We start from the raw sequence: 13,888 nt of genomic DNA, 5'->3' as shown, positions 1-13,888 counted from the left end.
CCGTCAATTTCCCGGCATAAACCTTACAATCGGGCCGTGCAGGATAGGCTGGTTTCACGTTCGCATAAAGCTTTGGGCACCGGCGGCCAGCCGGATCGCCTGAAGCTTTTTGTGCTTCTATACGCCCTTTTTTTCTCGCTTAACGCGGCATTATCACCTTTTTTTTAAACATTATTTAATAATTTTATAGTAAGGCCCAACTCGTTGGCAGATGTGCCTATCCTTATGGCGGGTGTTCTTTGTGATATTGATAATTATTATCAATTAAAGTACGATGAAATTAGATAAAGACCATAAGGACAGGAGCAATGATTCATGTCAACTATACGAATTCGGGACGGGAAAGCGGTACTGGACATCGGCTTTCCGGAGCTTCGCAATTATCACGGCGGTTCCGCGCTTATGGCGCTGGCGGTCGGCTATCGGAGCCTGCAGGCGGCTTTCGGTCTGCTGTTCGGAGAAGAAGCGCCGGAGCGCAAATCGCTGAAGATTACGTCCGGCCATGGCGGACCGGGATTCCGGGACGCATTTGAATATGTGACGCGGGCCGTTACCCGCGGCGCTTACAAGGTCGATGTCCATTATCCGCAAGGCCAATACGACCCTTACCGCCCGCAAGGATATGCTTTTGTCTTTGAAACGGCGGATGGCCGCGCGGCGGAAGTGGTGCTGAAGCCAAACTTCCTGCCAGCCGTTTTTTATGAATATTTGAAGAAAGGCCGGGAAGGCGGGCTTATGGAAGCCGATGCGGAAGCGTTCGACGGGCTGAAGCTGGCATTATGCGAGAAGGCGCTTGCGGCGGAGCAGGCAGAGCTGCTCGACGTGAGGCTGATCCGATGAGCAGCCGGATACGGGAAGCGCAAATCGCGCTGATGGATACGGGTTGTTATTTCAGCAGCTACCGTGCCGGGCGTACATCGGTGCCGGCAGGCGGCGTTACCGTTGATTTATATGATCTGCCGCGGCTTGATCCGCAGCAATACGCCTGCATGGTCATCGACCATTTGGCGGATCAGGAGTTTTTGTACCGGGAGCGCAGCGCCGTTCAAGCTTTTCTGGAAGAGGGCAACATCGTCGTGTTCAGCGGCCACTTGTTCCGTCCTTGGCTGCCCGGCGCGTCCTTGTTCCAGCCGAAGGCATTCCAAGCAGTGGACGATTACCGGATTTCTATTGACCATCCGCATCCGATCTTCGAAGGTGTGGAGCCGGATGATATGACCTTTAACAAAGGAGTGGCCGGTTTTTTTGCAAGAGGGCATCATGAGCCGCCGCTGCAAGCGGAAGTGCTGCTCCGGCTGCCGGGCGGGGAAGCTGTAACCTATATCGACCGGCACAGCACGCGCGGCACCATCGTTGTCCATTCGGGCAACAATCTGATGGGCTACGACCATCAAGGATCAACCTCCGGCCGCATCGGCGGCCAGCTGCGAGGCTGGGTTCAGGCAGAGCATGCGGAACTGCAGGCAAGGAGGGCGCTGCGATGAGAAAAATCGCTTTTTTGTACAGCGGCAGCTCGCATCATCACCGGACCGTCCAGGAGCCGAAATATAGCCGGTATTTGCACCGGGTGATGTATATGCCCGAGTTTCAGGCGGAATGGCTGGACGACATCGACGTGCTGATCATTCCGTCCCAAATTAACGTAAGGCTGATGGAGCGCGCGCTTCCGGCTGTCCACGCGTTTCTGGAACGCGGGGGAATCGTGGCCGCGCTTGGCGCGCAGCCGGAAAGCTGGCTGCCGGCGCATAACTGGGAATTCCGGCCGACGAACTTCTGGTGGTGGCTCGACCGGAACGCCGCAAGCGGCCTTGTGCTGGATCAGCCGGAATACGGGCTGTTCCGCTATATTAACGGATTAGCCGATGCCACCTGGCATTATCATGGCGTGTTTCATCCGCCAGCCGGCGCCGAGATTATCATCTCCGTCGAGTCGGGCGGCGCGATTATGTATGTCGACCGGCAATCCACGCCAGGCACGCTTATTATGACGACGCTTGATCCGGAATTTCATTACGGTTCCTATTTTATGCCTGCTACCGAACGGTTTCTGGATGGATTCCTGCCGTGGCTGGCGGAAGGCGAACTATAACTGAATTTAACTTAAATAAGGGAGTACGATTGCGATGTTTCAACGAAACAAGGTTTATTCTTTTATCGTGTTATTATGTATAGCCATGACGGTGCTGTCGGCCTGCTCCTCGGGCAGCGGCTCCGGCAGCGGCAAGCCGTCGGCCGAGCCTTCCCCGTCCGCATCGGCTGCAGCCCCCGCTGCCGGCGGCGATGTGCCGCTGATCCGGTTCGCATGGGCGAACGCCGGATACCCGTCGCCGTTTGCGTTCAGCGCTTCCGGCCCGGCCGGCTTCCTGCGCAACTCGTTCCTGTTCGATACGCTGACATGGAAGGACGATCAAGGCGTCATTCCGTGGCTGGCTAAGTCATGGACCTTGTCGGATGACGGTTTGACGTACACGTTTGAGCTGGAGCAGGGCGTCACCTGGCATGACGGCCAGCCGTTTACGGCAGAGGACGTGGTATTCAGCTTTAACTACTACAAAGAGCATCCGTTTAACTGGACTGGCGATATTTCCCGCATTGAATCCGTTACGGCATCGGGCGATAACCAAGTACAGTTCAAGCTGAATGAAGCTTATGCGCCGTTCCTGAGCGACCTTGTTGGCATTGTGCCGATTATTCCGAAGCATGTATGGGAATCCGTCGATAATCCGATCGAATACCGCGGCGAAGATGCGCTGGTCGGCACCGGCCCTTACAAGCTGAAGGAATATGATGAAGCAGGCGGCCAATATTCGTTTGTTGCCAACGACCACTACTTCAAAGGCCATGTCAAAGTGAAGGAAATTCAATATTTGAGCGTCGATAACAATGCGATGGCATTAAAAAATAATAATGTCGACGGTGCGATGACATACAACTACGGCGATGTGCAGCAGCTGCAAAAGGAAGGGTTTGACGTCATTAAAAGCAATCCGACCGGCAGCGCCGTGCGCATTACGTTTAATCTCGACCATCCGCAGCTGAAGGACAAACGCCTGCGCCAGGCACTAGCGTATGCGCTGGACCGTGCGTCGATGGCGCAGAAGCTGACCGGCGGCGACCCGATGGTCGGCAACGCAGGCGTCATCCCAACCGATTCGCCGTGGTACAACCCGGATGTGAAGCAATACAACTACGATCCGGCCAAAGCGGAGGCGATGCTGGACGAGCTTGGTTATACGAAAAATGCAAACGGCGTGCGCGACGGGCTGAAGCTGAGCGTGCTGGTATCGTCCAATTCGCCGGAATCTCAAGTGATGCAGGAAATGCTGAAGAAGGTCGGCATCGAGCTGAACATTCAGCAGGTCGATTCGGCTACCTTTAATGCGGCAATGGGTGAAAATAAATACGATATGGCGATTACGGGGCATATCGGCCTGAGCGGCGACCCGGATTACCTGCGCCAATGGTTCCTCGGCAACGCAAGCAACACGCTGGCGGCAAGAGGCAAAGCGTTTGCGAACGAGCAGTTCCAGCAGCTTGCGGAATCGCAAATGAAAGAGCTCGATCCGGACAAGCGGAAACAGACCGTATTCCAAATGCAGGACGTACTGGCTGAGGAGCTTCCGACGCTCGTTCTGTACCACCGCCCGTTCTATTTTGTTTATAAAAAAGATGTGTATGACGGCTACTTTAATACGTACGGCGGCATAGCAGACGGTATTCCGCTGTGGGATAACAAGGCTGCGTTTGTCGATGTCCAAAGCTAAACAAACATTCACGTACGTTGGCGTCCTGCTGTTTGTCATTTTGCTGAATTTCTGGCTCCCCCGCTTATTGCGAGGGGGCCCGATTGATTATTTGAACGGAAGCGGCAACGATGGAGGCATCTTTTTGTCGGAAGCGCAAAAGACAGCGCTCCTGTCGTATTACCATTTAAACGATTCGTTGTGGATGCAGTTCGTGGAATATTTGCGAAGCTTGTTTACATTCGACTTCGGGTTGTCCTTCCTATATAAGGCGCCTGTAGCCGATGTGATTGCTGCCCGGCTGCCGTGGACGCTGCTTGTTGTTGGCGGCGCGACCTTGATCTCTATTGTTGCCGGTCTTGCCATCGGGCTCCTATCGGCCTGGCGGCATCCGGGGCGCAGCGACAGAGGGCTGTTCGTCGCTATGCTTACGGTAAGCGCCGTTCCGGAATTTCTGGTCGGCACGCTGGTGCTGATCCTGTTTGCAGTACAGTGGGGCTGGCTGCCGCTGGGCGGGGCGAAGACGGCATTTTACCATCCCGGCTCCTGGCTGCCTCAGGCGGCCGACGTGCTGCGGCATGCGGCACTGCCGATCGTGACGCTGGCGGCAGGCAATCTGGCGTCGATCTATTTGCTCATGCGCAATGAAGCGATCCGCGTGAGACGCGAGCCTTTTGTCGAGTTTGCCGCAGCCAAAGGCATCGGCGACAAAGCGCTGATGCTGCGCCATGTGGCGCGCAGCGCGTCGCTGCCGCTGGTGACGGTGATCATGATGCGCATCGGCGGCATGCTGGCCGGCTCCGTGCTGACCGAGACGGTGTTCTCGTATCCGGGCATCGGCAAGCTGCTGCAGGAGGCGATTCTGGCCCGCGACTATCCGCTGCTGCACGGCTTGTTTTTGCTCATGACGCTGTTTGTGCTGTTCTTTAACATCGCGGCCGATTGGTTATATCCGCGGCTTGACCCGCGTATCCGCACGGCCAAAAAGGGGGAAATGCAATGAGCGGCGAATCTTCCGGCAGCCGTTTCCGCAGGCGCTGGTCCGGTGCGCAGTGGGCGGGCTTTGCGCTGATGGCGTTCTTTATTGCGGCGGCGCTTGCTGGCCCGCTGGTAACCTCCTATGACCGCTTGTATATGGACGCGGACCGCTACTTGCCGCCTTCGGCAGCGCACTGGCTTGGGACGAATTCGCTTGGCCAGGATATGCTCAGCCAGCTGCTGCACGGCGCTAGGACGACGCTGCTAACCGGCGTAGCCGTTGCGCTGATCAGCACGCTGCTGAGCGGGCTTCTGGGCATGCTGGCCGGTTATTCGCGCAAGCTGGATACGGTGCTGCATGCTGTGGCGAATATGCTGCTTGTCCTGCCTGCGCTGCTCCTTATATTGCTTGTCGCTTCCTTTACCGGCGGCGGCACGCTGCAGCTCATTATGACGCTGGGGCTGCTGACCTGGCCCGGTTACATGCGGCTGATCCGCGCCTCGGTGCTGTCGCTCAAGGAGCGGGAATTTGTGCTGGCGTCCCGGATGTTCGGCGGCGGCACCTGGTATATGATCCGCTCCCATCTGCTGCCGTTTCTGTGGCCGCTGCTGCGCACCAAGTTTATATTGACGTTCCGCCAGGCGGTGATGATGGAGGCCGGCTTGTCCTTCCTCGGCATCGGCGACGCCAACCGCGCTTCGTGGGGCCGGATGCTGGAGCAGGCGTTCAGCCAAAACGATACGTGGATGACGAACGCATGGCAGTGGACCGTGCTGCCGCCGGTTGTGGCGATCATGCTTGTGACGGTTGGCCTCGCGCTGCTTGGCGAGCGCCCTGAAGCGGCCGGCTCCGGAACGGAAGCGCGCGGCGAGTCCAAGCGGCGGGCACAAGCCGCGCGCCGCAGCAAGCCGCCGCGTGCCGCCGCAGCGGTGCAATCCGCCGCCGAAGGCGCAGCTGCGCCTTCGGCGCCGAGCGGGCTGCCGCCGCAATTCGGTGGCGGCGCCGCAGCAGCACCGCCAGGCGCGCCGCTGCAAGCGGCTGCGTCAGCGGTTGCAGCGCCGCAAACCGCCGCGTCCGCGTATGCGTCAGCGAGTGTATCGCCGCCAAACGGCGAAGCGGATGCCCCGCACCCCGCCAGCGGCGAGACGCCCGCCGTCGAGGCAATTCGCCTCGCGGCCTATTACGGCGATACCGAAGCGCTGAAGCCGGTATCGTTCACCGCTGCCGCCGGCAGCATCACCGCGCTGATCGGCCCGTCCGGCTCGGGCAAAACAACGCTTGCCCGCGCCTTGTACGGCTTGCTGCCGGAGCGCCGGACGAGCGGTACGGCGCGCCTGAACGGCAAGCCCGTCTACGGGGCTGCGCCGGGGGAAGCGCCGGTACGCTGGCATGACGCGGCGTTTATTTTTCAAGACCCGCAAGCCAGCTTTCACCCGCTCATGACGATTGGCAGACAGTTTGCGGAGGTGCAGCCGCCTAAGCTGACGGCCGCCGCCAACCGCGCCGCTGCGGCTAAAGCGCTTAGCGAGGTGCAGCTCGCGGAGCATGTGCTGGACCGTTACCCGCATGAACTAAGCGGAGGCATGCTGAGCCGGGCCATGATCGCGCTCGCGCTTTTGAACCATCCGCGCGTGCTGATTGCCGATGAGCCGACAGCTGCTCTTGATCCCATTGTGAAACGCGAGGTGCTGGAGCTGCTTGCCGCCAAGACGCGCGAGCATCAAATGGCCCTTATCCTGATTACGCATGATATTAAAGCGGCTTATTATATGGCCGATCGTGTGCTGGAGCTGAAGGATGGAGCGCTCGTCCGCGATACAGTCGGAACGGCGGCTGCATCCGCATCTGCGGCCCGGCAGTTAACCGGAGAGGAGGATGCGGTATGATGAACCCGCTAATGGTAGAGATGGCCCATATCGTCAAACGGTTTGGCCAGCCGCCCGCCGCTGCGGCAGTTGACGGCGTATCGCTAGCGATACGGGAGCGGGAGACGTATGTGCTTGTAGGGGAAAGCGGCTCGGGCAAATCTACGCTTGCCCGTATTCTCGTCGGTCTGGAGCGGCCTTCCGAAGGCGAGGTGCGGTGGTTTCCGCCGCAGCCGGGCTCAGCTTTTGCAGCCCATGGCCATGGCAAAGGCGGCGTTCCCTCCTCGCCGGTGCAAATGGTATTCCAAAACCCGGACCGCTCTCTGAATCCGTATTGGCGGGTGCAGAATATTATTGCCGAACCGCTTGTCCTGCAAGGGATGGCCCGGCGCGAAGCATATGCGCTGGCCGGCGGGCTGCTGGAGCAGGTCCGATTACCGCGCGGGCTGCTGCTGCGGCGCCCGTCCGAATGCTCCGGCGGGCAAAAACAGCGCATCGCCGTAGCGCGCGCGCTGGCGCTGCGGCCGCGGCTGCTTGTCGCCGACGAAATGACTTCGGCGCTCGATCCCGCGACCGAAGCGGATATGATGCAGCTGCTGATGGATTTGCAGTGGGATAGCGGGATGTCGATCTTGTTTATTACGCACCGGCTGGATGCGGTACACGGCTTCGCCGACCGGATGGGGGTCATGCGGCAAGGGCGGATCGTGGAGGAGGGGGAAGCCGCATCGCTGCTCCGCCAGCCGTCCACCGCTTATGCGAAGGCGCTGCTCGCGGCATGCCAGTACACATAGAAGTATAAAAGCGGACTAAAAAACGCTCCTTTTGCCCGGCACATCCATTCAGGATGCACCGGGTGCAGGAACGTTCTGATGAGGGGTGCGGCCGGCTTGCACCGGTGCCGGACGCTGGTAATATTGGGAGAAAAACTGCCGCACCTGCCCGCAGAAATTGTACTCGGCTTCGGACAGCCGCTTCCCTTTTCGGACAACCAGCCCATTGGAGCGGATCAGCTGCAGCGAGGCTATAGGAATCGTAAGCAGCTGTCCGGTCTCCAGCTCGCTGCGCACCGCTTCATAAGGGAGGAACGCGGTTCCGATTCCGGCCTGGACCGACTGCTTGATTGTGCCGAAATTGCTCATTTGCAGAAAACGAGCCTGCGCGTGCTCCTGCAACTCCTGCTTGATCGTGCTGCATATAAACGGGCTGCTTGGCAGAAGAATCGTCTGCCGGCTGAATTCGCGTTTGTAGATCATTTTGCGGGATTTCCACGGATGGCTCGGCGAGATGACAAAAACCAGCTCCTCCTCAAACAGCGGAACGGCATCGAATTCAGCGGCCAACAAGGAATCGTCATACAACGGCAAGAACGCAAAGTCGGCTTTGCCTTCCAGCAGTGCCGTACGCAAATCGCTATAGCAATACGTATAAATCTCCAGCAGCTGAGAAGGATACGCCCCATGATAATGGGACAAAATCCGCCCGAAAAAATATTCCGATATATAGTTGCTTACATAAAGGGACATGATGCGCTCCTGCTTTTGCTGCGATTTGCGCACCATCGTTTCCGATTCCGCGATCAGGCAAGTCAATTTGCGGGCATACTCCAGCACAATTTCCCCTTGTTCGGTAAGTTCGGCTTTTTTTCCTCTCCGCTCGATCAGCTTCGTTTGATAATGTTCCTCCAGCTGTTGAATATGGTTGCTGATGGTCGGCTGAGAGCAGTACATTTTTTTCGCCGCCTCGGTGTAGGAACCGCATTCGGCCAATACAAGGAATGTTTCAAGCTTTTCCAGCACTTTCACGGCCTTCACCCCGTACGATATGGATTACCGATTTATGATAATGAAAATAATTATCATTGTCAATTGTAAATGAAGTAAGCGCATTCAAATTCATGCTTTGCACCCATCCCGGAGCGTATAAGAAAATGGGAGCGGATGAATACTATGGTCAGTTTCACATTCGCTCAAGGAAAGTATAAGCCCGGCAATTGTGGAAGCCAGTCAAGCAAATCACGGCGACTGTACCCGCTGGGATGCTTATTCTTACGATGCAGAGTTTGCTGCCAGCCGCCTAAGCGGCAAGGAATGGCCTCTGCTTTTACAAGGCGGTTTTCTTCCCATACGAAGGAATGTCCCATATCGCTGCAGCGCATGGCGGGAAACTGCCGGCAGCGGAGCAAGGCACCCGTGGCGAATAAGCCTGCCGCTAAACGCAGCTTTGCCCGTAAGGCAGGCTTCGGTTCATCCAGTCGATTCAAAATCCTCTAGGAAAGTGGGGCAACATGAAATGAAAGCAACTGGAATTGTGCGTCGTATTGATGATTTGGGACGTGTGGTGATTCCGAAGGAAATTCGCCGCACGCTGCGCATTCGCGAAGGAGATCCGCTTGAAATTTTTGTTGACCGCGATGGCGAGGTCATTTTGAAAAAATATTCGCCTATCGGCGAGCTTGGCGACTTCGCCAAGGAGTATGCGGAATCGCTGTATGAAAGCACGAATCATATTACGCTTATAACCGACCGCGACAGCATTATCGCTGTAGCCGGCGCCTCCAAAAAAGAGCTGCTGGACAAGCCGATTGGCCCTGCGCTGGAGTCTTGCATGGAAAATCGTAAAACGCTGGTGGAAACTACCGGCGGCAATTACGAAATTGTAAAAGACAACCAGGACGCCTACAGTTCCTACGTCGCAGCTCCAATCGTCGCTGGCGGGGATCCGATCGGCACAGTTGTGCTGCTCAGCAAGGACGATTCTGTCAAAATGGGGCAGCTGGAGACCAAAATGACGGAGACCGCAGCCGGTTTTCTGGCGAAGCAAATGGAACAATAAGCGAATGCGCAGCGGATGCTTGCGCGCTGAAACCAACCGTGCAGCGATGCCGGTTGGTTTTTTTGCGATTGCTCTGGGCGCAGTCCTGCCGAATATGGCAGGACTGCGCCCGGGCCGGCTGCGGTTCCGCTGCGGCAGCCTGTTTTACCGCTTTGTAACTTTTTGGCTGTACGCTTGCGATATAGTAAATAACGGTAAAATAACGAAGACATAACGGCAGGAGGATCAAGATGCGTACACATCCTTTCAAAATGTTAACCGCCACGGTAGCCGGCGCATGTTTGCTGGCTGCGGCTGTACCGATGGCATCGGCAGCCGAAGCGGCGGCTCCGGCAGCTACGCTTGAGAACATTTCCAGCGCAGTTCCGGTTGCAGCGGTCCCGATTTCGGCAGCGGTCCGGGTTCCGGTGACGGTAACGGCGCAGACGCAAAAAGAAACAAACGACCTATACACGTTAGATATGCAAGTTCCGGTTATTTCAGGCATGGCGGATAAGCAATACGAACAGCAGCTAAATGACCGTATTCAGAAGCAGGCGGCGCAGGATTTGGAAATGCTCCAAAAGGATGCAGCGGAGGATGCCGCTTCGGCCAAGGAAGTCGGCTATGAATACCGGCCGCATGATCTGACCATTACATATGAACTAAAGTCCGACGGCGGCGAAGCAGCCGGCGGCAGGCTGTCGCTTGTGGTGTCGACCTATTCGTTCTCGGGCGGCGCTCACGGCGGCACCCGCATCGACACCTACAATGTGCAGAACGACCAGACGGCCTCGGCGCTTACGCTGGAGAAACTGTTCGGCACAGGTTACGCAGCGATCGTAAACAAGGCGGTTAACGATAAAATTGCGGAAGAACCGGATATGTATTTCCCGGACGCGTTTACAGGCATTACAGCGGATCATGTTTTTTATGTGAAAGGCAATCAAGTGTTTATCGTGTTCCAGCAATATGAGATTGCCCCGTACGCAGCCGGAATTATCGAAATCCCGGTACATTTGCCGGATGCGGGGGCAGCGGCATCTGCTGCGGCTGACGCGATCCGGCTTCAGCCGCAAGGAAGTGCGGCAGCCGACGCCCTGGCTTATGTTCAAAATGACGCAGGCGTAAAGCTGCTGCCGCTGCGCGCCGTAGCCGAGCATTTTGGCTATAAGGTGCAGTGGAGCAAGACAGGCACTGTGCTCAGCAAAGACGCGGCGCAAGTATTCGTTGTGCCGGGCAAAGACAGCTACACCCGCGAAGGCGAAGCCGCAGTTCAGCTGGGCGCTGCGCCGGTGCTCGTCGGCGGGGTTACGTATGTGCCCGTTTCGTTGTTCAGTGATGTGCTGAAGCTTGACGTCGAGCTGGACGGCCTTACCGTTGTCGTTGGCGAGATCCGTTAAGCCACAATCCAAACAACCCGGCTTTCCATGGAGGAAGCCGGGTTGTTTTATGTTGATAATTTTGGAAGGGGCGACGGCGTCAAGCAGCCGGCGGTTGCTGTGCCGGCGTGCGCCGCGGCATGCAGCGCGGCCTAGCGGCGGCCGCACGCAAATGCACGCATAATTTGCTCGGCAGCCTGCTCGAGCAGCTGCGCCGCACTAGCCATCGCTTCTTCGGCCGGCATCGGGCTGCTGGCGATGCTGTGAACGCTGCACAGCCCATGGGCGTGTAGCGCCGCTACGCCATCGCCAACCGCGCCGGCCAGCGCGATGGCGGGCACGCCTTGCCGCTTCGCTTCCTGCGCAATGCCAAGCGGCGCTTTACCGCCGGCGGTCTGCCCGTCGATGCGCCCCTCGCCCGTCAGCACCAGATCAGCGCCTTGGAGAAGGCGGCTGACGCCGGCCTGCTCCATCACGACGTCGATGCCCCGCCGCATCCGGGCGGGGAAGAACGCGAGGAACGCGCCGGACAAGCCGCCGGCTGCACCGGCGCCGGGCTTGTCATGCAGCCGCATGCCGGTTGCCTCGGCGATGCGGTCCGCCCAGCTGGACATGGCCTGCTCCAGCTGCTCAATAACGGCCGGCCCGGCCCCTTTTTGCGGGCCGAATACGCGGGTGGCGCCTTCGGCGCCGATAAACGGGTTTTGCACGTCGGCGGCAATCGTAAACGCCGACTCCGCAATCCGTTTATCCCACTGCGCCGCATCTATTTTCGCGATGCGGCCAAGCTGCCCGCCTCCGGGCGGGACGGATTGCCCTTCTGCGCCGAGCAGCTTCATGCCCAGCGCCTGCAGCATACCGGCGCCGCCGTCATTGGTCGCGCTGCCGCCCAGCGCGATAATGAACTCCCGGCATCCGGCGTCCAGCGCATGCCGGATCAGCTCGCCGGTGCCGTATGTAGTGGCGCGCAGCGGATCGCGCTGTTCCGCCGGCACGAGCAGCAGCCCTGAGGCCAGCGCCATCTCAATAACGGCGGTCCGCCCGCCGCCGATGACGCCATATTCGGCCGTAACCGGTTCGCCAAGCGGGCCGGTTACGGCCACCGGCGTTTTCGAGCCGCCTGCCGCAGCGACAAGGCTGTCCAGTGTCCCTTCGCCGCCGTCCGCCACCGGGATGCGGATAGTATCCGCATCCGGCACGGCGCGCCGAACGCCGCGTTCGATAGCGGCGGCCGCTTCATCAGCCGTCAGGCTCCCTTTAAATTTGTCCGGGGCAATGACAATTTTCATCGGAATCACGCTCCATGGCGGTTGTCGTAATATTATTATATATCTAAAGGCGGGACGGCAAGCAACGCCGGCCGGACAGGTTTGCGAAAGCGGGTGCCGAAGGGTAAACTATAGAGCGGGTAAACGTGAATTGGCATGGCGGCAATTGAGGCGGGCTGTGCGGCCGCATTTGGTTATTAACGTTTGATGTCCATCCAGATTTTCTGAGCATATATGGCAGTAGGCATCCGTGCATCGCATTGCACAAAGGAGGAATTACGAGTGAACGAGCAAATTACCGTCGTTGGCTTAGGTTCGGGCGACCCCGATCAGCTGACGCTTGGCGTATGGCGCAGGCTGCAGTCGGCGGCGCGTGTTTTCGTCCGGACGGCGGACCATCCGATGATGGCGCTGCTGAAGGAGCAGGGCATTTCTTTTGTCTCCTTTGATTCCGTTTATGAGCAAATGGACAGCTTCCCGGATGTGTATGAAGCCATTGCAGCTAAACTGCTGGAAGAGGCGGCAAGTTCGGCGGAGCCGATCGTTTATGCGGTTCCGGGCCATCCGATGGTTGCGGAGAGGACGGTGCAGCTGCTTCGGGAACGGTGCCCGGAAGGGACGCTTGCTATATTGGGCGGCGAGAGCTTCCTGGATCAGGCGTTTTTGCGGCTTGGCATTGATCCGATTGACGGCTTTGCGCTGCTCGATGCGGCAGGGCTGTCCCCTTCTGCAATCCGCCCGCAAATGCATACCATTATCGGGCAAGTGTACGATACATTCACCGCATCCGATGTAAAGCTTGCGCTGATGGAGCGGTATCCCGACCATTTTGAAGTCGTTGTGGCCCATGCGCTGGGCGTTGCGGGCGAGGAGCAGATCATCCGCGTGCCGCTGTATGAGCTGGATCGTGTATCCGGCTTCGGCAATTTGTCGCTGATCTGGGTTCCGCGTTCGGATGATCCTTCACTGCTTAACCGCTCATTCGACCGCCTGCATGAAATTGTCGCCATATTGCGCAGTCCGGAAGGATGCCCGTGGGACCGCGAGCAGACGCATCAGTCGATCCGCAAAAACTTCATCGAAGAGCTGTACGAAGCGCTTGAAGCGCTGGATCAAGACGATCCCGACGGGATGCGCGAGGAGTTTGGCGACGTCATTCTGCAAGTGATGCTGCACAGCCAGATGGAAGAAGAAGTTGGCGCTTTTTCAGTCTACGATGTTATCCAAACCCTTAATGAAAAGCTCATTTTCCGCCATCCGCATGTGTTTGGCGACATGGGAGCCGGCAACGCGGAAGAGGCGCTGGGCAATTGGGAGCAGATGAAAGCCGAGGAGAAGCGGCGCAAAGGGCTTGACCCGTCCAAGCAATCGGCGCTGGACGGCATTCCGCCGGATCTTCCTGCTTTGATGAAGGCCTACAAGCTGCAGAAGAAAGCGTCCAAGGTCGGATTTGACTGGGGCGAGCTGGAACCGGTGCTGGCCAAGGTGGAAGAGGAGCTGGCAGAGCTGCGCAAGGCGATCCGGACGCAAGGCGCGGATGAACAAGCCGGCGAGCTGGGCGATCTGCTGTTTGCAGCCGTCAACGTTTCCCGGTTTATTGACGCCGATCCGGAAGAAGCGCTGTCCCGGACAATCGCCAAGTTCAAATCCCGGTTTGCTTATATCGAGGAACAGCTTCGTATAAGCGGCAGAAAATTTGACCAGACTGATTTAACAGAAATGGACAGATGGTGGGAAGAAGCGAAACGTTTGAAACTTTAATTATTCGTCAAAATTCGCCGGCAATCACCAAATTACTCAATTTTTTTTTGGGACAAGCAGGAATTTTTTATGGAAT

At 57.8% G+C, this 13,888-nt stretch carries 13 protein-coding genes; 11 read left to right on the top strand and 2 right to left on the bottom strand.

Features of this window, described 5'->3' with window-relative positions:
* Positions 1-315 precede the first annotated feature (315 nt).
* Genes ET464_RS14695 through ET464_RS14660 form a run of 7 tightly spaced genes read left to right on the top strand, consistent with a single transcriptional unit; the run spans position 316 to position 7,381 of the window.
* The gene (locus tag ET464_RS14695) at positions 316-840 is read left to right on the top strand and encodes a hypothetical protein (RefSeq protein ID WP_129442115.1); all 525 of its coding nucleotides are present in this window, start codon (positions 316-318) and stop codon (positions 838-840) included.
* Positions 837-1,484, top strand: a complete 648-nt coding sequence (locus ET464_RS14690) for a phosphate starvation-inducible protein PhoH (RefSeq protein WP_129442113.1) — start codon at positions 837-839, stop codon at positions 1,482-1,484. The genes ET464_RS14695 and ET464_RS14690 overlap by 4 nt, the downstream gene beginning before the upstream one ends.
* Positions 1,481-2,089: a hypothetical protein gene (locus ET464_RS14685; RefSeq protein ID WP_129442111.1), complete on the top strand. Its 609-nt coding sequence runs from the start codon at positions 1,481-1,483 to the stop codon at positions 2,087-2,089. The genes ET464_RS14690 and ET464_RS14685 overlap by 4 nt, the downstream gene beginning before the upstream one ends.
* Positions 2,090-2,123: 34 nt before the next feature.
* Complete coding sequence (locus ET464_RS14680; RefSeq protein ID WP_129442109.1) at positions 2,124-3,764, top strand: ABC transporter substrate-binding protein; 1,641 nt, start codon at positions 2,124-2,126, stop codon at positions 3,762-3,764.
* Positions 3,751-4,746, top strand: coding sequence for an ABC transporter permease (locus ET464_RS14675; protein WP_129442107.1), 996 nt, complete (start codon positions 3,751-3,753; stop codon positions 4,744-4,746). Before ET464_RS14680 ends, ET464_RS14675 begins: the two co-directional genes overlap by 14 nt.
* Positions 4,743-6,608 (top strand): ATP-binding cassette domain-containing protein, encoded by a 1,866-nt coding sequence (locus ET464_RS20390; RefSeq protein ID WP_244226548.1) that lies wholly within the window; start codon positions 4,743-4,745, stop codon positions 6,606-6,608. Before ET464_RS14675 ends, ET464_RS20390 begins: the two co-directional genes overlap by 4 nt.
* The gene (locus tag ET464_RS14660) at positions 6,605-7,381 is read left to right on the top strand and encodes an ABC transporter ATP-binding protein (protein ID WP_244226547.1); all 777 of its coding nucleotides are present in this window, start codon (positions 6,605-6,607) and stop codon (positions 7,379-7,381) included. Before ET464_RS20390 ends, ET464_RS14660 begins: the two co-directional genes overlap by 4 nt.
* A gap of 48 nt (positions 7,382-7,429) precedes the next feature.
* Here the strand turns inward: ET464_RS14660 and ET464_RS14655 are convergent, their stop codons facing one another.
* Complete coding sequence (locus ET464_RS14655; RefSeq protein WP_129442105.1) at positions 7,430-8,392, bottom strand: LysR family transcriptional regulator; 963 nt, start codon at positions 8,390-8,392, stop codon at positions 7,430-7,432.
* A gap of 487 nt (positions 8,393-8,879) precedes the next feature.
* On the opposite strand from ET464_RS14655, the gene spoVT reads away from it, so the two are divergent.
* From spoVT to ET464_RS14640, 3 genes are read left to right on the top strand one after another with little or no spacing between them, the layout of a single operon-like run.
* Positions 8,880-9,422, top strand: coding sequence for a stage V sporulation protein T (gene spoVT / locus ET464_RS14650; RefSeq protein WP_129442103.1), 543 nt, complete (start codon positions 8,880-8,882; stop codon positions 9,420-9,422).
* Between the two features lie 4 nt (positions 9,423-9,426).
* Complete coding sequence (locus tag ET464_RS14645) at positions 9,427-9,636, top strand: hypothetical protein (protein WP_165280012.1); 210 nt, start codon at positions 9,427-9,429, stop codon at positions 9,634-9,636.
* A gap of 16 nt (positions 9,637-9,652) precedes the next feature.
* A complete protein-coding gene (locus tag ET464_RS14640) occupies positions 9,653-10,804 on the top strand; it encodes a PdaC/SigV domain-containing protein (protein ID WP_129442099.1) in 1,152 nt (383 codons plus the stop codon).
* A 131-nt stretch (positions 10,805-10,935) separates the two neighbouring features.
* Here the strand turns inward: ET464_RS14640 and ET464_RS14635 are convergent, their stop codons facing one another.
* The gene (locus ET464_RS14635; protein ID WP_129442097.1) at positions 10,936-12,072 is read right to left on the bottom strand and encodes a glycerate kinase; all 1,137 of its coding nucleotides are present in this window, start codon (positions 12,070-12,072) and stop codon (positions 10,936-10,938) included.
* Positions 12,073-12,333: 261 nt separating this feature from the next.
* Here ET464_RS14635 and yabN point away from each other — a divergent pair, with 261 nt between their 5' ends.
* A complete protein-coding gene (gene yabN, locus ET464_RS14630; RefSeq protein WP_129442095.1) occupies positions 12,334-13,812 on the top strand; it encodes a bifunctional methyltransferase/pyrophosphohydrolase YabN in 1,479 nt (492 codons plus the stop codon).
* Positions 13,813-13,888: the final 76 nt, after the last annotated feature.

The sequence above is a fragment of the Paenibacillus protaetiae genome (assembly GCF_004135365.1).
GTDB classification, from domain to species: Bacteria; Bacillota; Bacilli; order Paenibacillales; family Paenibacillaceae; genus Paenibacillus_AP; species Paenibacillus_AP protaetiae.
The sequence above is the reverse complement of the archived record's forward strand: the minus strand, read 5'-3'. Positions and strand labels throughout refer to the sequence as shown.